Source organism: Micromonospora sp. NPDC049089, from assembly GCF_040648775.1.
In the GTDB taxonomy this organism is placed as follows: domain Bacteria; phylum Actinomycetota; class Actinomycetes; order Mycobacteriales; family Micromonosporaceae; genus Micromonospora.
The window spans coordinates 15,662-33,804 of the sequence record NZ_JBEZEH010000027.1; the positions used below are offsets into that span (position 1 = coordinate 15,662).

Here is an 18,143-nt window from a genome sequence, read left to right on the forward strand (position 1 = left end):
GTTACGTGACGCGCGGGTTCCTGTAACAGAACAGTCGACAATCGACAGTATGCCAGAGCGAGTAGGGTCCATTTCGGAGCTTCGGTCGGCGTACCGTGAGGGCAGCCTGACCCCGGCGGACCAGGCCGAGCGAGTCCTGGACGGGCTCGCCGGGCGCGACGACGGACCGGTCTGGATCAGCACCGTCCCGGCCGATCGTCTGCGTGAGCGCGCCGAGTCGCTGAGCCGCTACGGCGATCCCGCGCTGCCGCTGTACGGGATCCCGTTCGCGGTGAAGGACAACATCGACGTGGCCGGCATGGTCACCACGGCGGGCTGCCCCGACTTCGGGTACGAGGCCGTCGAGGACGCGCCAGTGGTGCGGCGACTCCTCGACGCCGGCGCGCTGCTTGTCGGCAAGACCAACCTCGACCAGTTCGCCACCGGTCTGACCGGCGCCCGCTCGCCGTACGGCAGTTGCCAGAGCGTGTTCGGCGGCGGCCTCATCTCCGGGGGTTCCAGCTCCGGCTCGGCGGTCGCCGTAGCTGCGGGCCAGGTCAGCTTCGCCCTGGGTACGGACACCGCCGGCTCCGGTCGGGTGCCGGCGGCGCTCAACGGGATCGTCGGCCTCAAGCCCACCCGGGGTCTGCTCAGTACGGCCGGCGTGGTGCCCGCCTGCCGCTCACTGGACTGCGTGTCGGTCTTCACCTCCGACGTGGCTGGCGCCCTCGACGTGCTGCACGCCGCCCGGGCGGTCACCTCGGCCGACCCCTGGGGGCGTCCATTCCCGGCCGAGCGGGTGGTTCCCCGCCTGCCGGGGACGCTCCGCCTCGGGGTGCCGCGGGCGGAGGACCTGGAGTTCTTCGGCGACAGCGGCCAGCAGGCCCGGTTCGCGGCAGGGGTGGAACGCCTGCACACTTTCGTCGGGTCCCGTCGGTCGGTGCCGCTCGGTGCCTTCTTCGAGGCGGGCGACCTGCTCTACCGGGGGCCGTGGGTGGCCGAGCGGCTCGTCGCCCTGGACGGCTTCCTGCGGTCGCACCCCGAGTCGGTCTTCGAGGTGACCCGTGCCGTACTGGAGACCGGGCGTCGTTACGACGCGATCGACGCCTTCCGCGGTCAGCACCGCCTGCGCGAACTGCGAGCCCAGGTCGACCAGCTCTGGCAGGACGTCGACGTGCTGGTGGTGCCCACCGTCGGCACCACCTTCACGCTCGACGAGATCGCCGAGGATCCGATCGGGCGCAACGCGATGCTCGGCCGCTACACCCAGTTCGCGAATCTGCTCGACCTGGCCGCGGTGACCGTACCCAACGGGTTCACCAGCTCCGGCCGCCCGGCAAGCCTGACCCTGGTCGGCCCGGCGTTCAGCGACACCACCCTGGCCAGGCTGGCCGCCGCGGTCACCGAGGGCGGGCCGTCGGCCCAGATGGTCGAGGCGAGCCCGCCGCCTCCCCAGCGCTCGGCTGAACTGCTTGTCGCCGTGGTCGGCCGGCACCTGACCGGCGAATCCCGCAACGGCGAGCTGCTCGGGCGCGGCGCGGTCCTCGCCGGTACCGCCCGCACCGCGCCGCTCTACCGGCTGTACCGGATGGACACGCCCGATGGCGAAGGGCTGCCAGGCCTGGTCCGGATCGGCCCGGACGGGGCGAACGGTCACCCGATCGAGGTCGAGCTGTGGCGGCTGCCCAGCGCGGCTCTCGGTGGGTTGCTGGCCGGAGTGCCAGCACCCCTCTCGCTCGGCTGGGTCCAGCTGCACGACGGACGTGACGTGCTCGGTTTCCTCTGCGAAGCGTACGCGGCGGGCCCGCCGGCCGAGGACATCAGCGCCAGCGGAGGGTGGCGGGCCTACCGGCGATCCGCCGCCCGGCGCTGACGCGCCAGCATCAGCGATCACGACAGGAGGCGAGAGGATGGGCAGCATCGGGCCGGTAACGGCCAACCCCTACCCGTGGCCCTACGACGGCGTGGCGGACACCGCGCGTACCGCACTGCTCTGCATCGACTGGCAGACCGACTTCTGCGGGCCGGGCGGCTACGTCGACGCGATGGGTTACGACATCGGCCTCACCCGGGCCGGCCTGCCGGCCACTGCCCGGCTGCTCGAGCACGCGCGATCGCTCGGGATGCTTGTCGTGCACACCCGGGAGGGACACGACCCGCAGTTGTCCGACCTGCCGGCGAACAAGCTGTGGCGTTCGGCGCGCATCGGCGCCGAAATCGGCGCGCCCGGCCCGGCCGGCCGGATCCTGGTCCGGGGCGAGCCGGGCTGGGAGATCGTGCCGGAAGTGGCCCCGGTGGCCGGCGAAGTGATCATCGACAAGCCCGGCAAGGGTGCCTTCTACGCGACGAACCTCGACCTGGTGCTCCGCAGCAGGGGCATCACCCACCTGATCCTCACCGGCATCACCACCGACGTCTGCGTGCACACCACGATGCGCGAGGCGAACGACCGGGGGTACGAGTGCCTCATCCTCTCCGACTGCACCGGCGCCACCGACAAGGCCAACCACGACGCGGCACTGCACATGGTCACCATGCAGGGCGGCGTCTTCGGCTGCGTCACCACATCCGACGACGTCATCGCCGCCACGGCCGAGTGAGGTGCCCATGGTGACCATCGCGGCGGCGCGGCCCGGCCCGTACGCCTTCGACATCTCGACCACGGCTCTGCTCGTCATCGACATGCAGCGCGACTTTCTGGAGCCCGGCGGGTTCGGTGAGAGCCTGGGCAACGACGTCGGCCAGTTGCGCCGCACCATCGCACCGCTCGCGGCGCTGCTGGCCGCCGCCCGCGCCGTCGGCCTGAGTGTCGTGCACACCCGCGAGGGGCACCTGCCCGACCTGTCCGACTGTCCGCCGGCCAAGCTCAGCCGCGGTGCGCCGAGCAGGCGGATCGGTGATCCCGGACCCAAGGGTCGCATCCTCGTCCGGGGCGAGTACGGCCACGACATCATCGACGAGCTGAGGCCGCTGCCCGACGAGCCGGTCATCGACAAGCCCGGCAAGGGTGCCTTCCACGCCACCCACCTGGACGTCCTGCTCGCCGAGCGGGGTGTTCGTAGCCTCCTGGTCACCGGGGTCACCACCGAGGTCTGCGTGCACACCACCGTCCGGGAAGCCAACGACCGCGGGTACGAGTGCCTCGTGCTCGCCGACTGCGTCGGGTCCTACTTCCCGGAATTCCACCGGGTCGGCCTCGACATGATCGTCGCCCAGGGCGGCATTTTCGGCTGGGTCGCCGACTCGGCGCAGGTACGCGCCGCGCTACCCGCCACCCCCGTGTTGCAGCCCTCCTCCTGACCGGGAGCAGTCATGGTCTCGACCAAACCCACAAGCGTCGCGCTGCCGTACTGGGTCCGCGGCGACACCAACGCGTTCTTCGGATTCGGCGTCAACGTCCTTGTCAACGTGCTCACCCTGACCGGGCTCTGCCTCGCCGTGGTGAACCTCCCCGAGGGGGAGGTGTTCGGCACCATCCTGCCGGCACTGGGCATCGCCCTGGTCGCCGGGAACATCTACTACACCTACCTGGCCCGCCGGCTGGCTCGACGGGAGAACCGCACCGACGTGACGGCCCTGCCGTACGGGCCGAGCGTGCCGCACATGTTCATCGTCATCTTCGTCATCATGCTCCCCATCTACCTGCGCACCCAGGATCCGGTGCGGGCCTGGGAGGCCGGGCTGGCGTGGGCCTTCATCATCGGCGTGATCGTGCTGATCGGCGCGTTCGTCGGGCCCTACATCCGCCGGTACGCGCCACGGGCCGCGCTGCTCGGCACCCTTGCGGGAATCTCCATCACGTTCATCTCGATGAACCCCGCCGGGCAGATGTGGCGGATGGCCTGGGTCGCCCTGCCGGTCCTCGCGCTGCTGCTGATCGGGTTGTTGACCGACGTGAAGTTGCCGTTCAACTTCCCGATCGGGCTCGCCGCACTGCTGCTCGGTACCGCGATCGGCTGGGCCGGCGGTGCCATGTCGGTGCCGGACGTCACGGCCGCCGCCCGGGACATCGCGATCGCCGTACCCTCGTTCAAGCTGGACCTGCTCTTCACCGGGCTGGCCGACATGGCGCCTCTGCTGGCGACGGCGATCCCCCTCGGTGTCTACAACTTCACCGAGGGAATGACGAACGTGGAGAGCGCGGCCACCGCGGGAGACAACTACAACCTGCGCAGCGTGCTGCTCGCCGATGGCGCGGGTGCGGTGATCGGGGCCGCGCTCGGCTCGCCGTTCCCACCGGCCGTCTATGTCGGTCACCCGGGTTGGAAGGCCGCGGGTGGACGCAGCGGTTACTCGATGGCGACCGGTGTGGTGATCGCGTTGCTCTGCTTCCTCGGCATGTTCGGGCTGCTCGGCGCGATCTTCCCGACGGCGGCGATCGTGCCGATTCTGCTCTACATCGGGTTGCTGATCGGGGCGCAGGCGTTCCAGGCGACCCCCAGGGCGCACGCCGCCGCAGTGGTCGCGGCGCTGATTCCGAACATCGCCGCCTGGGCGACCGGGCAGATCGACAACGCTCTGGCAGCGGCGGGCACCACCGCCGCGGCGGTCGGCGACGATGCGCTCAACGGCGCTGGCGTGATCTACGACGGGCTTCTGGTGCTGGGTCAGGGCGCGATCCTCGCCGGCCTGGTGCTCGGCGCGGTGGTGGTCTTCATCATCGACAAGCGGTTCGTTCGGGCCGCGATCTTCGCCGGCTCCGGTGCGCTGTTGTCGTTCATCGGGTTGATCCACGGCGAACGGATCGAGTGGAACGCCAACGGCCAGGTGGCGCTCGGCTACCTCTTCGTCGCGGTGATCTGTGTGGTCTTCGCGCTGGGCCGCCCCACGCCCCGCGATCCCGGCCCGGAGGAGGTCGAGCCGGACGTGGAACCGGGTCGGGCCGGGCCGGTCACCGATCGGTCAGCGGAGGAGCAGCGGACGTCGGCCCTGAGCGGGTGAGCCGGCCGGCCCGGTCGGGGGCGTCACGGCTCCCGACCGGCCCGGTAAGTTCCTGACCGAACGGATCGAAGGGACGTACCGCATGGAGATCGACCGGACGGACGTGGCCGCCGAGGTGGCGGCGGCCTTCACCGCCTACGAACAGGCGCTGGCAGTTGGCGACGCCGACCTGATCTGCGGGTACTTCTGGGACTCCGAGCGGACCGTACGGTTCGGCCTCGCCGACCATCAGTACGGGCTGGACGAGCAGCGCAAGTGGCGCGCGGCGCAGCCACCGTTGCCGGCCGGTCGCCGGCTGGTCGACCCGATCATCACCACGTTCGGCCCGGACCTGGCGGTCGTGACAACCCGGTTCGGGTACGACGGCACCGCCACGACCGGGCGGCAGACCCAGACCTGGGTACGCCTGCCCGTCGGCTGGCGGATCGTCACCGCGCACGTCTCCGTCTCGGCCCCGGCCACCGACTGACGGTGTACGCGCCGCCCGGGACAGGACCCGGGCGGCGCGTACTCCGACGTGGCGCGCGGTACTAGTTGCGCCTGCTCCACTGCTGGTTGGCGCCGCCGTGGCAGGCCCAGAGGTGAAGTTGCGTCCCGTTGGCCGTGCCGGATGCGACGGCGTCGAGGCACAGCCCCGACTGGGCGCCGGTGATGGTGCCGTTGGAGTTCAGGTTCCACTGTTGGTTGGCCTGGCCGTTGCAGTCCCAGATGATGACCGCGGTGCCGTTGCTGCTGCCCGCTCCGCTGGCGTCCAGGCACTTGTTGCCGTACACGGTCAGCGTGCGGTTGGCGGTGTAGGTCCAACGCTGGTTGGTGCCACCGTGACAGTCCCACAGCTGCGGACGAGCACCGTTCGTCGTGCTCGAGTTGGGAATGTCGATGCACCGGTTGGCCGGGCTGCTGGCGATCAGCACGTTCTGCTGGCCGGCCGGTGGGGTCGACGGCGGGGGAGTGGTGGGCGGCACTGTGGACCCGAACTGGGCGAAGAAGTTCCAGACCTCCTGCTTGACCCAGCTCCGCGCGCCGCTCTCACAGCCGGCGCAACCGTCCACCGGGCCCTGCTGGTGGCCGCCGTCGAAGGCGGCCCAGAGCACCGGGTATCCGGCCTGGCAGGAGTACGCGGTGGTGATGTGGGTCAGGCTGCCAGCCCTCGGCTCGGGCGGGCTCTGTGCGGCGCATCCGTTGTTGCGGACGAACCTGTCGCGCAGCGACCGCCCGCTGGGGATGTTGTCGTTGATGCCGTGGATCCCCAGGTACGCGACCGGGCCGGTGCCGCCGCTGCATCCGCTGATCGCCCCCGGGGCCGCGATTGCCGCGACCGCACGGAACACCGTCGGTCGGGAACACGCCAACGAGTAGCTCATCGCGCCGCCGTAGCTGAACCCGACCGAGAAGCGTTGTGTGGTGTCGACGCAGAGAGCGTTGTCGATCATGCGGATCATGTCGTCGGTGAAGGTGACGTCTTCACCGTTGGAGTTGCCCCAGCCGTTGTTGAGGCCCTGCGGGGCGACGAAGATGGTGCTGTTGTTCGCCTGCGACTGCATGCCGTAGTAGGCCCACGCCGCACCGTCGCTTCCGCCCGACGCGACCTGACTGGCGGTGCCGCCCAGCCAGTGGAACCCGAAGGCCAGCCGGTGGGCGTAGGTGTTGTTGTAGCTGTCCGGCAGTCGAAGGATGAAACTACGGCTCTTCCCACCGCTCTGGATGGTGTGGGTGCCGCTGTTCAACCCGGGCGCCTTGCCGCAGCCGGCAGTGGTGGCCGCCGCCGCCGGTGCGACGGTCGTGACAACGTACATTCCGACGGCGATCAGAACCATGACCGCCATGGCTGCCCCCAGCCAGGGGCCGGAGAGTTTGCGAAGCGGCACGGTTGCGCCTCCCTGCGGGTCGTTGAACATCCGTTGGACCGGTCCCCTCTGCGGGAACCTCGTCGGGCTCAACTCCGGCTCCAGCGTTGGTTGGCCGCGCCGGTGCAGTCGGAGATCTGCACGCGCGTGCCGTTGGCCGTGCCGTTGCCGACCAGGTTCAGGCAGCGACCCGAACCAACTCCGGTGATCGAGCCGTCGGCGTTGAACCGCCACTTCTGGTTGGACTGGCCGTTGCAGTCCCAAATGATCACCGAGCTGCCGTTCGCGGTGCTGGCGCCGTTGACGTCGAGGCACTTGCCGCCAAAGACGCGCAGCTCCTGGGCGGCTGTCGAGGTCCAGCTCTGGTTGCTCTGACCGTGGCAGTCCCAGATGATCGCCGCCGCGCCATTGGTTTGCGAGGCGCCGTTGACGTCGAGGCACCGTCCGGAGGACGTGCTGCGCAGGGCCGACGTGTCGCTCGGCGGCGGGGTGGTCGGCGGCGGGGTGGTCGGCGGCGACGTGGGATCGGTGCCACCGAACTGGGTGAAGAACCTCCACACCTCGCCCTTGGTCCAGGTCCTGGCGCCGCTGTCTCCGCCGCCGTCCACCGGGCCGGGGGTGTGCCCGCCGTCGAAGGCTGCCCAGACCACCGGATAGCCGGACCGGCAGCCGGAGTAGGTGGTGGTGATGTGGGTCAGACTGCCCGCCCTCGGTTCGGGTGGGCTCTGGGCGGTGCACCCGTTGTTCCTGACGAACGTGTCACGCAGGGACCGTCCGGCGGAGATGTTGAGCACCGAGTCCCCGATGCCGTGGATTCCCATGTACGCGACCGGCTGGGTGCCGCCGCTGCACCCGCTGAGCTGCCCACCGGAGTAGACCGCGACAGCGCGGAAGACACCCGGCCGGGAACAGGCCAGCGAGTAGCTCATGCCCCCGCCGTAGCTGAAACCGAGCGCGAAGCGCTGGGTGGTCTCGACACACAGATCGGCCTCGATCAGGCTGATCATGTTGTCGACGAAGGTGACGTCCTGGCCGCCGGGGTTGGCCCAGCCGTTCCCGTTGCCCTGGGGTGCGACGAAGATCGTGCTGTTGTTCGCCTGCTGCCGCAGCCCGTAGTAGGACCAGGCCGCCCCGTCGGACCCGCCGCCGTCGACGTCGTTCGCGGTGCCGCCGTTCCAGTGGAACCCGAAGATCAACCGGTAGGGGTGGTTCCTGTCGTAGTTGTCGGGGATCCTCAGGATGAAGCTGCGGTTCTGGCCGTTGCTCTGAATGGACCGCTGGCCGCTGGTCAACGCGGGCGCCTTGCCGCACCCGGCGGTCGCTGCGGCCGCTCCGATGTCCGCGGCCGACGCGGTGGTGCTCAGACCACCGGCCAGTGCCCCTGCGCTCACGGTCACGACGACGGCCGCCGCCGTCGCGAGCAATCCAAGGATGGGTCTACGTCTTGTCATGAAGGGGCTCCCGCCATTCGGCACGAACTGGTTGAAAGGGGTCCACGGCCGACCGGCTCATCGACGCAGGTGTCTGCCGCTGGTCTCGCCGCCCGCGCGGGACCAGTCGGCAATCGGTTCGACAGTGGTCACCTCGTGCGCCCAAACATCACGAGACCGTTCGACCGACGGTGCCGTAGCACCTGGCTCGGCGTCGAATCGATTCGTTCCGACGCTAGATCGCGCAGTGAAAGATGTCAATGCCGTGTCCGGCAGGTTGCGGGCCGGCCCTGTCGGTCAGGCGCTCGTGAGATCGGCCGCGCCGAAGGAGACCGCGAACCGCTTGCACCAGATGGAGACGCTCCGGAAGTCACCTGGATCCACCGACGCCGGTAGCTCGTACACCTGGTTGCCCTTGTTTCCCTTGAGCTTGGCCAGCTCGACCCATTCGCCGTCGTCGAACACCCGCCAGCCGGCCGTGCCCCGGATGACCGGTTGGTCGGTCAGCCACACCCGCAGGTCCGGGCCGTTCGACGTGTCCAAATTGCGGATGACCAGCTGGTGGCGCCCGTCGGCGAGCCGGTGGATCTCGGCACTGCCGGTCGTCCGGTGCTCATGGGTGACGAACTCGCCGGCGGTCAGGATCTCGTTCGCCGCCGGCCTGGCTGCCGACGCCGCAGGGGTTGGGGTGGCTGCCGACGCCGCCGGGGCCGGGCTCGCGGACACCGGGGTCGGGGTGACAGATGTCGTCGCGACGCGGGGAACGGCCTCGTCGACGTAGGTGTCGGTGAAGAGCTTCCACGGCTGGAACCAGTACAGGGCCAGCATCGACACGACGACAGCGCAGGCGAGACCGGCTCGGACCACCGGCGACCGGAACATCCGTTCTCCCATCACCGCAGCGTACGGCCGCAGCCGCCGTCGAACTGTTCGCGAACCATTTCGGAACTCTTACGACGGTCACTTCTGCGTATCTGCCAGCGCCTGTCCGCACCGGCAGGCGCCCTGGTCCTCCGGCAACGTCTGCACCGCGTCGCCGAGCAGGAGGCGCAGGCGCTCGATGTTCCGGGCGAAGACCGTGAACACCTCCTGCTGAGTCACGCCCTGACCGACCTCCACGCCCGAGTCGAGGTCGGTCACCAGGGACAGCGCGGTGTAACACAGTGCCAGTTCGCGGGCCAACACCGCTTCCGGGTGACCGGTCATGCCGACGACCGACCAGCCCTGCCGGCCGTACCACAGCGATTCGGCGCGGGTGGAGAACCGGGGCCCCTCGATGACGACCATCGTTCCACCGTCGACCGGCTGCCAACCAGCGGTTCGGGCGGCGTCGAGGACGGTGGCTCGTCCGACCGGGCAGTAGGGGTCGGCGAAGGGAACGTGAACGACCGGGGAGGGCTTCCCGTCCGCGCGCGGCTGTCCGTCGTAGTAGGTCTGCTCCCGGCCGCTGGTCCGGTCGACCAGTTGGTCCGGTACGACGAGGGTCCCCGGGCCCAGATCCGGTCGCAGGCCGCCCACGGCGCCCGGTGCGAGCACCTGGCGGACGCCGAGTGCGCGCAGCGCCCACAGGTTGGCCCGGTAGTTGATGCGGTGTGGGGGGAGGGTGTGCCGGCGTCCGTGGCGTGGCAGGAACACCACCGGCCGCTCGGCGACACTCCCGACGGACAGCGTGTCGCTCGGCGGCCCGTACGGTGTGTCGACGGTGACCTCGGCGACGTCGTCGAGGAACTCGTAGAACCCGGATCCGCCGATCACGCCGATCGGCGGGCGACCGGTCGTGCTGAGGTCTCCTGCTGACATGTGTACCCCTCCTGGACGAACAGTGAAGAACGGCTGGGGCCGACTCAGCGACGCTCGGCTCGTCGGCCCGCGACACGTCTGTCGACAGTGGTGGCGACGACCAGGACGACCACGATCGCGGCCCAGAGCACAGCCAGCCCGACAGCGAGCCCCAGCGGGTAGTCGCGGTCCGGTAGGCCCGGGTTCGGCGGCGCCGAGGGTGGCCGCCACAGCAGGGGCACAGCGATCAGCAGCAACGTGGCGCTGGCCAGCAGACCCGCGGCGATCCAGGCCAGGCGCAACCGGTTCCTCACCAGTCGGCCCAGCGCCAGTCCGACCAGCCCGACCAGCGGCGCCACCAGGACGTCGTGCAGCACCGGGCCGCCGATCAGCCACGGCAGGGCGCTGCCGAGCTGGGGGAGGAGCAACCAACCGCCGTACGCGGTGGCCGCGGCACCGACCACGAAAAGGAGCAGCCGGACGGTTCTCACCGCAACACCTCCAGCTTTGCCACCCACTTGGTCTGCAGGACGCCCGGCCGGCTCGGCGCGATGAGTCGGCAGGGGTAGCCGTGGTCGGGAGACAGTTGCTCGCCGTTGATCCGCAGAGCGAGCAGGGTCAGCGGGTCGCGGGCATGGGCCGCAGGGAGTGTGCTGGCCGCGTACAGACCGTCGGTTTCCAGTGAGCTGACCCGAACCGGTCGGCCGGTCGGTGCGCCGGCCCAGCGCAGCAACTCGACGACGGGCACGCCGGTCCAGTGGGCCGACGCGCTCCAGCCCTCGACACAGGCGATCGGCAGTTCCGCCGTCAGTTGCGGCAGGGCCGCCAGGTCGGCCAGGGACAGGCTGCCCCGCCCGCCCGGCCAGACGACCTCCAGTCGCCAGTCCGGGGGAACGGCGATGTGCGCGGCAGCCGCCGTACGGTTGATCGGTACGCCCTGCGGCCCGGACGCGGAACGCCAGGCCAGCGGCGACACCCGACGTAGCCACGGCACGGTGACCCCGGCGGTGGCCAGCACGGCGATGCCGGCGACGCCCGCCGAGGTACGCAGGAACGCCCGTCGCTCGGACGAGTCCCGGTCGTCAGCCTCCGGTGTCGCAGCCCGCACCGCTCTGCTGCGCCGCAGTGGTGTGCGCAGCGCCGCGCGTGCGATCGGGAGCTTCACCGCGACGTGCAGCAGCATCGCGCCCGCCACCAGCCAGGCGACCGCGTAGTGCGCCGTCGGGAAGAAGAATCCCCACGGGTACGACTGGGCGACGTTGAACAGGCCCGTGACCAGTTCGAAGAACGCGGCGCAGACCAGCACCAGGACGGAGATCCGTTCGAGGGTGTGGGCGGTCAACCGGATCGGCTGACGTAGGGGCGGGCGGACGAACAGCCGGGGGTAGACGCTCCACAGCTTGGCCAGCAGCAACGGGATCGCGGCGACACCGGAGAGCACGTGCACGCCCTGGGTGACCCGGTACAGGTTGACCGGCCGGGTCGGCCAGGTGAACCAGCCTGGCGGGTGCTGGATGTAGTGACTCAGCAGCCCGGTGCCGAAACACAGCCCGAACGCCATCCCGAGCCAGAGACCGAGCCGCGCGGCGACCAGCGGTGAGTGCGAGGGCGCTGTGAAGTCCTCGGGTACGGGCACGCGGGGCCGGCGGATCATGAGCGCGCCAACTCGGCGAACCAGCGTGGACCGAACCGGAAACGGTCGACGACCCGCAGGCCGGCAGCGGCGGCGGACCGGGCCACCGCCTCCGACCCGACCCGCGCCCAGCGGAACACCGGTCCGCGCGGCTCCCGATCGCCGGACGGCCCGGACACGACGTACGCCTTCCCCTGCCACAGCCCGGCCCCCGGGGGTTCCACCTCGACCACCAGCGTTCCGTCGGCCGCGATCAGGGTGCCGCACCGGCGCAGCAAGCGGACCGGGTCGCCACCGATGCCGATGTTCCCGTCGATGAGCAGGGCGTGCGCCCACCTCCCCTCCCCGGGAAGGGGTTCGAAGACGTCGCGTCGCAGGGCGACCACCCCTCGGCCCTGGGTCAGACGTACCGCCTCGGCGGAGATGTCCACCCCCAGTGCGACGAGGCCGCGGCGAGCGAGCGCCATCGTCACCCGCCCCGGGCCGCAGCCGAGATCGATCGTGGGCCCGGTGCAGCGTGCGGCGACGGACTCGATGGCCGGCTCGGGCGGCCCGTGCCATCGCCGTACCGGCAACAGGTCACGTCGCCCGTCGGTGTGCACCAACCAGTGGTCGGGTTGGGTAGCTGGCTTCGGGTCGACCGGCGTGCCGTGGGCGTCATGATCGGCGGACCACCCGCCGAGTCTGCCCAGCACCACGGCGAAACCGTCGAGACTGACAGTTGAACTCACCGGGGGTGTCCGCTCAGCAGATGGCCGCCCACCGACGCGACGGCATCCGCGAACCGGGTGCCGGGTAGGTCGGCCGCGACTGCCAACGCCGTCGACCAGTCGTCGACATCCCGCTGCACGGGCAGGATCGCCGGTCGTACGCCGTGCCCGCGCAGCGCGGCGAGGGTGCGGCGCCCGGTGTCGTCGGTCGACATGGGTACCTCGCGTAACGCGCTCGCGTACCTCGAATCGCGTAACCCGAGCGCCCACCAGCCGCCGTCCAGCGCCGGCCCGAACACCGCCTCGTGTTCCGCGAGCAGGTCCAGCGCGGCGCTGAGCAGGGCCGGCCCGATCTGCGGGGTGTCCATGCCGATCTGCAGCACCGGTCGGCTGGGAAACGCCGTAGCGGTGTCGGCGTGGGCGTTCGCGAGGCGGTCGGCGAACGTGTCGCCGCGTTGCGGAAGCAGGTGCCAACCCGCCAACGCGGCGGTCAGCTCCGCGCTGTACTCGGCATCGGCGAACCGACCGGTGTGTGCCAACACGGGAATGGTCGAGGCGGTGGCGCGCACCGCCGCGAGGGTGTCCAACAACGACGCCGCAGCGATCCGGGCCGCCTGGGTGGGATCGGCGGGCGGGCAGAGGCGCGTCTTGGCCTGCCCGGGGACCGGTGCCTTCGCGACCAGGAGCAGGACGTTCACCGGCCACCACCGGCGCGCAGCACTCCGGTGAAGTCCCGGGTCGCCCGCAGCGTGCCCCGGACCGACCCGGAGACCTTCGAACTGGTGCCGGCGGCGCGGGGCGCGTACGCGACGTCCAGTTCGAGGATCCGCCAGCCCGCTCCGGCCGCGCGCAGCAGCAACTCCAGGGGGTAGCCGAACGCGCGGTCGTCGACACCGAGGCCCAGCAGCGCCGCCCGGCGGGCCACCCGGATCGGGCTGATGTCGTGCACCGGCACGCCGCGACGCCGCAGCAGGGCGGCAACCACAGCGTTCCCGGCTCGGGCATGCCATGGCCAGGCATCCGCCGAGACCGGCCGACGCCGCCCGACGGCGAGATCGGCCCGTCCGTCGTGCACCGCCGAGACGAGCCTGGGCAACTCGGCCGGGTCGAACGAGCCGTCCGCGTCGAGCACGCAGACCAGATCCGCCTCCGCGGCCAGCAGGCCGGCGTGCACTGCCGCTCCGTACCCGCGTCGCGGCTCGTGGACGACACGGGCCCCATGCTCGGCCGCGACGACCGGTGAACCGTCGGTGGAGCCGTTGTCGACCACGATGGCGTGGTAGCCGGGCGGTAGCCCGCCCAGTACGGCAGGCAGTGCGGCCGCCTCGTCCAGACACGGCAGCACCACGTCGATCGTTGTGTGCATACCGGCGACGCTAGGCCCGCCACCGGTCGTCGGGACCGTGGTTCGTCCTTACGAATCGCTTACACGGCAACGGATCTTACGACTCGCTGACGTATCGCCTTCGGGCAGTCGAATGCCTGGTGGGAGGCCGTAAGGTCGGCCGTCACCATGACCATGATGACCCGCCCGGGACGAACCCGGTCCGCCGACCTGATCGTCCTCGGCGTCGAGGTGGCAGTGCTCGCCGTCGCTGTCGCCGTCGGCGCCCTTCTCAACCATCAGGGCGTACGGCTGCACGCCGACGCGGCACCGCTCTACGCGAGTTGGCAGCCCCATCTGGGCCCCGGTACCCCCGCCGCGTTGCTCGTCGCGGCGCTGTTCGTCTGGCGGGGCGTGCGCTGGGCGACCGACACGTCGTGGCCGCGGCTGCTGGCGGTCGGCTATCTCGCCTCGCTGCTCTGGACGCTGGCGCTGGCCCTGGTGGACGGCTGGTCCGCGGGGTTGACCGAGCGGCTCACAGTGCAGGCCGAGTACCTGCACGAGGTGCCCCGGGTGACGGACGTCGGCATCATGCTGTCCGGCTTCGCCGACCGCATTCTCGACTTCCAGCCCGACTCGTGGTCCACCCACGCTGCCGCTCATCCACCGGGGGCGTTGCTGTTCTTCGTCTGGCTGGAGCGGATCGGCCTGGGCGGCGGGACCGCCGCCGGGCTCGCCTGCGTGCTGCTCGGTGCCACGGTGTCGGTGTCGGTTCCGGTGACGCTGCGGGCACTCGGCGTCGAGGACGCGGCGCGGGCGGTGTGGCCGTTCCTGGTGCTCCTGCCGGGGGCGGTCTGGGTGGGCGCGTCCGCGGACGGGATCTTCGCCGCGGTGGTCGCGGCCGGGTTGGCGCTGCTGGCGGTGGGTGGTCGACCAGGTGCCGCACTGGGCGGGTTGCTCCTCGGCTTCGCGCTCTACCTGTCGTACGGATTCGTCCTGGTCGGGCTGCTCGCGTTGACGGTGGTGCTGCTCCGGGCGCGGGACCGACTCGGAGTGCTCCTGGTCGCGGCGACGGCGGTCGCGGGCGTCGTCGCCGTGTTCACCCTGGCCGGCTTCTGGTGGCTGGACGGCTACCACCTGGTGGCGCGTCGCTACTACCAGGGTTGGGCGGCGGAGCGTCCGTACGGTTACTGGGTCTGGGCGAATCTCGCGGCCCTGCTGCTCTCGGCCGGCCCGGTGGTCGGGCCGGCGCTGCGCCGGGCGGTGGCCGCCGTGTCGATCCACGCACCGCACCCACCGCTCGCCACGACACTCCGGCAGCGGATCGTCAGCGCCGGACCCACCGTGTGGTTGCCCGTCGCGGCGACGGCGGCGGTGCTCGCGGCGGACCTGTCCGGGCTCAGCAAGGCCGAGGTCGAACGGATCTGGCTACCGTTCGCCGTCTGGATGCTGGTCGCCACCGCGCACCTGCCCCACGGTCACCGACGGTGGTGGTTGGCCGCCCAGGCCGCCACGGCTCTCGCCGTCAACCACCTGCTGTGGACCGTGTCGTGACCGATGCCGGATCCCGCATCACCGCGTTGGTGAAGTCGGCGACGCCAGCGGCGAAGCCGACCCGGGCGGTGAAGCCAAGCACCCGGACGGCGCGTGCCGGATCGGCCACGACGTGCCGTACGTCAGCCGCCCGTCCGCCCCCGACCGTGACCGGCGGTGGCCCGCCCATCGCCGACGCCAGCTCGTGGGCCAATTCGCCGACGGTGTGCGGTTCGCCCGAGCAGACGTTGATCGGGGTCAGGGGATCCGGTGCCGGTGTCGTGAGGGCCAGCAGATTGGCCGCGGCCACGTCGGTCACGTGCACGAAGTCGCGCCGTTGCCGGCCGTCCTCCAGCACCCGGGGCGGTCGTCCGGCGGCCAGGGCCGAGCGGAAGATCGACGCGACCCCCGAATACGGGGTGTCGCGGGGCATTCGCGGACCGTAGACGTTGTGATAGCGCAGGGCCCAGACCGATCCGCCGGTCTGCCGGGCCCAGGCGCCGGCGAGGTGTTCCTGGGCCAGCTTGGTGGCGGCGTACGTGCTGTGCGGCTCCAGCGGCGCGTCCTCGGGCACGAGACCGGGGGAGAGCGCTTGATCGCACCGAGGGCAGGTCGGCTCGTACCGGCCCTCGGCCAGGTCGACCACCCGGCGGTCAGCAGGCCGGACGATGCCGTGGGTGGGGCAGTGGTAGCGGCCCTCGCCGTAGACCACCATCGAGCTGGCCAGCACCAGTCGGCGCACCCCGGCGGTGTGCATCGCCGCGAGGACTGTGGCCGTGCCGAGGTCGTTGTGCGCGGCGTACCGGGGGGCGTCGGCGGGGTCGAGGCCATGGCCGACCATGGCTGCCTGATGGCAGACCGCGTCGACCCCGGTCAGGAGCCGGGTCAGCAGTTCGTTGTCGCGGACGTCGCCGACCACCAGGTCGTGCCGCTCGGTCCAGGGCGGCGCCGTCGCAGCGTGCGCCTCGGGCAGGAGCGCGTCAACGGCCACCACCTCGTGCCCGTCGTCGCTGAGCAGGTCGGCGATGTGTGAGCCGATGAACCCGGCCGCACCGGTGACAAGGATCCGCATTCCGGTCACCGTATGACCCCACGTACGCCCGGGCGGGTTTCCGCGTCCAGCCGTAAGAACCTCGCAAGGTTTGCTGGTCCGGGCATAGTCTGCCGCGTGGCTAGGCTGGGCCGATGGACATCCGGGGGAGACGTTGACGGGGCGGAACGGGGAAGGCTCGTGACGCAGCGCGTGCTGGTGGTCGACGACGATCAGACCGTGAGCGACGTCATCCGTCGTTACCTTGAGAACGACGGCTTCCAGGTGAGCCTCGCGGCGGACGGTGCGGCGGCACTGGCGGCCGTGGAGCGGCAGGCGCCAGACCTGGTCGTGCTCGACCTGATGCTGCCGTTGATCAGTGGCCTGGAGGTGTGTCGGGCGCTGCGGGTACGGCCGGACGGCGTACCGATCGTCATGCTCACCGCGCGCGGCGACGAAGCCGACCGGATCCTCGGTCTGCAACTCGGCGCGGACGACTACCTGACCAAGCCCTTCTCACCCCGGGAACTGGTGCTGCGGGTCCGTTCGGTGCTTCGTCGCGCCGGCGGTGGGATTCCACCAGAGCGGCCGGAGGCGCTCACCGACGGCAACCTGGTGGTGCACACGGCCTCCCGAACCGCAGGCCTCGCCGGTGCGGATCTGGCCCTGACGTTGCGCGAATTCGACCTGCTCGTCCACCTCATGCGGCATCCCTCCCGGGTCTTCAGCCGGGCCGAACTCCTTGAGCAGGTCTGGGGCTGGAACTTCGGGGACCACTCCACAGTGACAGTGCACGTACGCCGGCTGCGGGAGAAGATCGAGGCCAACCCCGCCGATCCGCAGCGGATCGTGACCGTCTGGGGCGTCGGCTACCGGTACGAGCCAGCCAGTGCGTGACATCGTCCTGATCTTCGCGATCGCCCTCGGCGCGGCACTCGGCATCGGGCTCGCGGGGGCGGTTCTGCTCCGCGCCCTGCGACGCCGCTCGATCACCGTGCACCTCAACGTGCTGCTCACCACCACTGTGGTCGCCGTCGCCGTCGGGGTGATGGCGGTCGCGGAAGCGATGTTCCTCTCCGCGCACGACCTTGAGGTGGTCCTGATCACCGTCGCGGCGGCAGCGGTGGTCAGCCTCGCCGTCGGCGGGCACTTCGGCCGGCGACTGGCCCGCGCCGCGGTCTGGCGCGACCAGGCCCGGGAGCGGGAACGGCAACTGGAGAAGGGCCGGCGCGACCTGGTCGCCTGGGTCTCCCACGACCTGCGGACCCCGCTCGCCGGGCTGAGGGCCATGGCGGAGGCGCTGGAGGACCGGGTGGTTCGTGATCCGGACACTGTCGACGAGTACCACCGACGCATCCGACTGGAGACCGACCGGATGACGCGACTCGTCGACGACCTGTTCGAGCTGTCCCGGATCAACGCGGGAGCGTTGCGGTTGTCGTTGACGGCGGTGCCGCTCGGAGAGGTGGTCTCGGACGCGCTGGCCAGCACCACCCCGTTGGCCGACGCTCGCCGGATCAAGCTGATCGCCAGCGAGTCGGGGTGGCCCACGGTTGCCGCGAGCGAACCGGAGTTGGCCCGGGTCGTGGCCAACCTGCTGCTCAACGCGGTCCGCTACACCCCGGAGGACGGCACCGTACGCATCGAAGCCGGCCGGGAGGACGACCACGCCTGGCTGTCGGTCGCCGACACCTGTGGCGGCATCCCCCCGGCCGACCTTCCCCGCCTGTTCGACATCGCGTTCCGTGGTGAACCGGCCCGTACGCCCGGCCCCGGCGACGGTGGGGCGTCCGGAGGGCTCGGCCTGGCCATCGTCCATGGCCTGGTGGAGGCGCACGGCGGTCGGGTCGAGGTGCGCAACACCCCGGACGGCTGCCAGTTCATGGTCCGCCTGGCGACCGCCTGAGACAACGTTTCGCTCTCCGGTGGCCCACCGC

The 18,143-nt window shown here is 70.9% G+C and carries 18 protein-coding genes; 8 read left to right on the forward strand and 10 right to left on the reverse strand.

The genetic code is table 11. The features are described 5' to 3' along the window. Positions 1-49: 49 nt before the first annotated feature. The 5 genes from atzF (at position 50) to AB0B48_RS07365 (ending at position 5,389) form a co-directional block, all read left to right on the forward strand. The gene (gene atzF / locus AB0B48_RS07345) at positions 50-1,852 is read left to right on the forward strand and encodes an allophanate hydrolase (RefSeq protein ID WP_357197272.1); all 1,803 of its coding nucleotides are present in this window, start codon (positions 50-52) and stop codon (positions 1,850-1,852) included. A gap of 37 nt (positions 1,853-1,889) precedes the next feature. Next, the gene (locus AB0B48_RS07350) at positions 1,890-2,579 is read left to right on the forward strand and encodes an isochorismatase family cysteine hydrolase (RefSeq protein ID WP_357197275.1); all 690 of its coding nucleotides are present in this window, start codon (positions 1,890-1,892) and stop codon (positions 2,577-2,579) included. A 7-nt stretch (positions 2,580-2,586) separates the two neighbouring features. Beyond that, entirely contained in the window at positions 2,587-3,279 is a 693-nt protein-coding gene (locus AB0B48_RS07355; RefSeq protein WP_357197278.1) for an isochorismatase family cysteine hydrolase, read from the forward strand. Between the two features lie 12 nt (positions 3,280-3,291). Next, positions 3,292-4,920 (forward strand): regulator, encoded by a 1,629-nt coding sequence (locus AB0B48_RS07360; RefSeq protein ID WP_357197281.1) that lies wholly within the window; start codon positions 3,292-3,294, stop codon positions 4,918-4,920. An 82-nt stretch (positions 4,921-5,002) separates the two neighbouring features. Further along, positions 5,003-5,389 carry an AtzH-like domain-containing protein gene (locus AB0B48_RS07365; RefSeq protein ID WP_357197284.1) on the forward strand — a complete coding sequence of 129 codons (387 nt, stop codon included), beginning with the start codon at positions 5,003-5,005 and terminating at the stop codon, positions 5,387-5,389. Positions 5,390-5,450: 61 nt separating this feature from the next. Here the strand turns inward: AB0B48_RS07365 and AB0B48_RS07370 are convergent, their stop codons facing one another. The 9 genes from AB0B48_RS07370 to AB0B48_RS07410 all read right to left on the reverse strand — a co-directional run bounded on the left by AB0B48_RS07370 (position 5,451) and on the right by AB0B48_RS07410 (position 13,685). Continuing rightward, complete coding sequence (locus AB0B48_RS07370) at positions 5,451-6,788, reverse strand: RICIN domain-containing protein (protein WP_357197287.1); 1,338 nt, start codon at positions 6,786-6,788, stop codon at positions 5,451-5,453. 68 nt (positions 6,789-6,856) lie between these two features. Next, positions 6,857-8,218 carry a ricin-type beta-trefoil lectin domain protein gene (locus tag AB0B48_RS07375; RefSeq protein ID WP_357197290.1) on the reverse strand — a complete coding sequence of 454 codons (1,362 nt, stop codon included), beginning with the start codon at positions 8,216-8,218 and terminating at the stop codon, positions 6,857-6,859. A gap of 276 nt (positions 8,219-8,494) precedes the next feature. Next, on the reverse strand, positions 8,495-9,025 hold the full coding sequence (locus AB0B48_RS07380) for a DM13 domain-containing protein (protein WP_357197357.1): 531 nt from the start codon (positions 9,023-9,025) through the stop codon (positions 8,495-8,497). Positions 9,026-9,157: 132 nt separating this feature from the next. Next, on the reverse strand, positions 9,158-9,997 hold the full coding sequence (locus AB0B48_RS07385; RefSeq protein ID WP_357197293.1) for an S-methyl-5'-thioadenosine phosphorylase: 840 nt from the start codon (positions 9,995-9,997) through the stop codon (positions 9,158-9,160). A gap of 44 nt (positions 9,998-10,041) precedes the next feature. Beyond that, a complete protein-coding gene (locus tag AB0B48_RS07390; protein WP_357197296.1) occupies positions 10,042-10,467 on the reverse strand; it encodes a hypothetical protein in 426 nt (141 codons plus the stop codon). Next, positions 10,464-11,612: a molybdopterin-dependent oxidoreductase gene (locus AB0B48_RS07395; protein WP_357197299.1), complete on the reverse strand. Its 1,149-nt coding sequence runs from the start codon at positions 11,610-11,612 to the stop codon at positions 10,464-10,466. Before AB0B48_RS07395 ends, AB0B48_RS07390 begins: the two co-directional genes overlap by 4 nt. A 14-nt stretch (positions 11,613-11,626) precedes the next feature. After that, positions 11,627-12,214 (reverse strand): class I SAM-dependent methyltransferase, encoded by a 588-nt coding sequence (locus tag AB0B48_RS07400; protein ID WP_357197360.1) that lies wholly within the window; start codon positions 12,212-12,214, stop codon positions 11,627-11,629. Positions 12,215-12,336: 122 nt separating this feature from the next. Then, the gene (locus AB0B48_RS07405) at positions 12,337-13,017 is read right to left on the reverse strand and encodes a DUF2064 domain-containing protein (RefSeq protein ID WP_357197302.1); all 681 of its coding nucleotides are present in this window, start codon (positions 13,015-13,017) and stop codon (positions 12,337-12,339) included. Next, positions 13,014-13,685 carry a glycosyltransferase family 2 protein gene (locus AB0B48_RS07410; protein WP_357197305.1) on the reverse strand — a complete coding sequence of 224 codons (672 nt, stop codon included), beginning with the start codon at positions 13,683-13,685 and terminating at the stop codon, positions 13,014-13,016. The genes AB0B48_RS07405 and AB0B48_RS07410 overlap by 4 nt, the downstream gene beginning before the upstream one ends. A 147-nt stretch (positions 13,686-13,832) precedes the next feature. Between AB0B48_RS07410 and AB0B48_RS07415 the strand changes: the two genes are divergently transcribed. Continuing rightward, a complete protein-coding gene (locus tag AB0B48_RS07415) occupies positions 13,833-15,197 on the forward strand; it encodes a hypothetical protein (RefSeq protein WP_357197308.1) in 1,365 nt (454 codons plus the stop codon). Here AB0B48_RS07415 and AB0B48_RS07420 read toward each other — a convergent pair. Further along, complete coding sequence (locus AB0B48_RS07420; protein WP_357197311.1) at positions 15,169-16,248, reverse strand: NAD-dependent epimerase/dehydratase family protein; 1,080 nt, start codon at positions 16,246-16,248, stop codon at positions 15,169-15,171. The two genes, AB0B48_RS07415 and AB0B48_RS07420, sit on opposite strands and share 29 nt — an antisense overlap. Positions 16,249-16,407: 159 nt before the next feature. Here AB0B48_RS07420 and AB0B48_RS07425 point away from each other — a divergent pair, with 159 nt between their 5' ends. Continuing rightward, positions 16,408-17,103 carry a response regulator transcription factor gene (locus tag AB0B48_RS07425; RefSeq protein WP_357197314.1) on the forward strand — a complete coding sequence of 232 codons (696 nt, stop codon included), beginning with the start codon at positions 16,408-16,410 and terminating at the stop codon, positions 17,101-17,103. Further along, on the forward strand, positions 17,096-18,112 hold the full coding sequence (locus AB0B48_RS07430; RefSeq protein ID WP_357197317.1) for an ATP-binding protein: 1,017 nt from the start codon (positions 17,096-17,098) through the stop codon (positions 18,110-18,112). The genes AB0B48_RS07425 and AB0B48_RS07430 overlap by 8 nt, the downstream gene beginning before the upstream one ends. Positions 18,113-18,143: the final 31 nt, after the last annotated feature.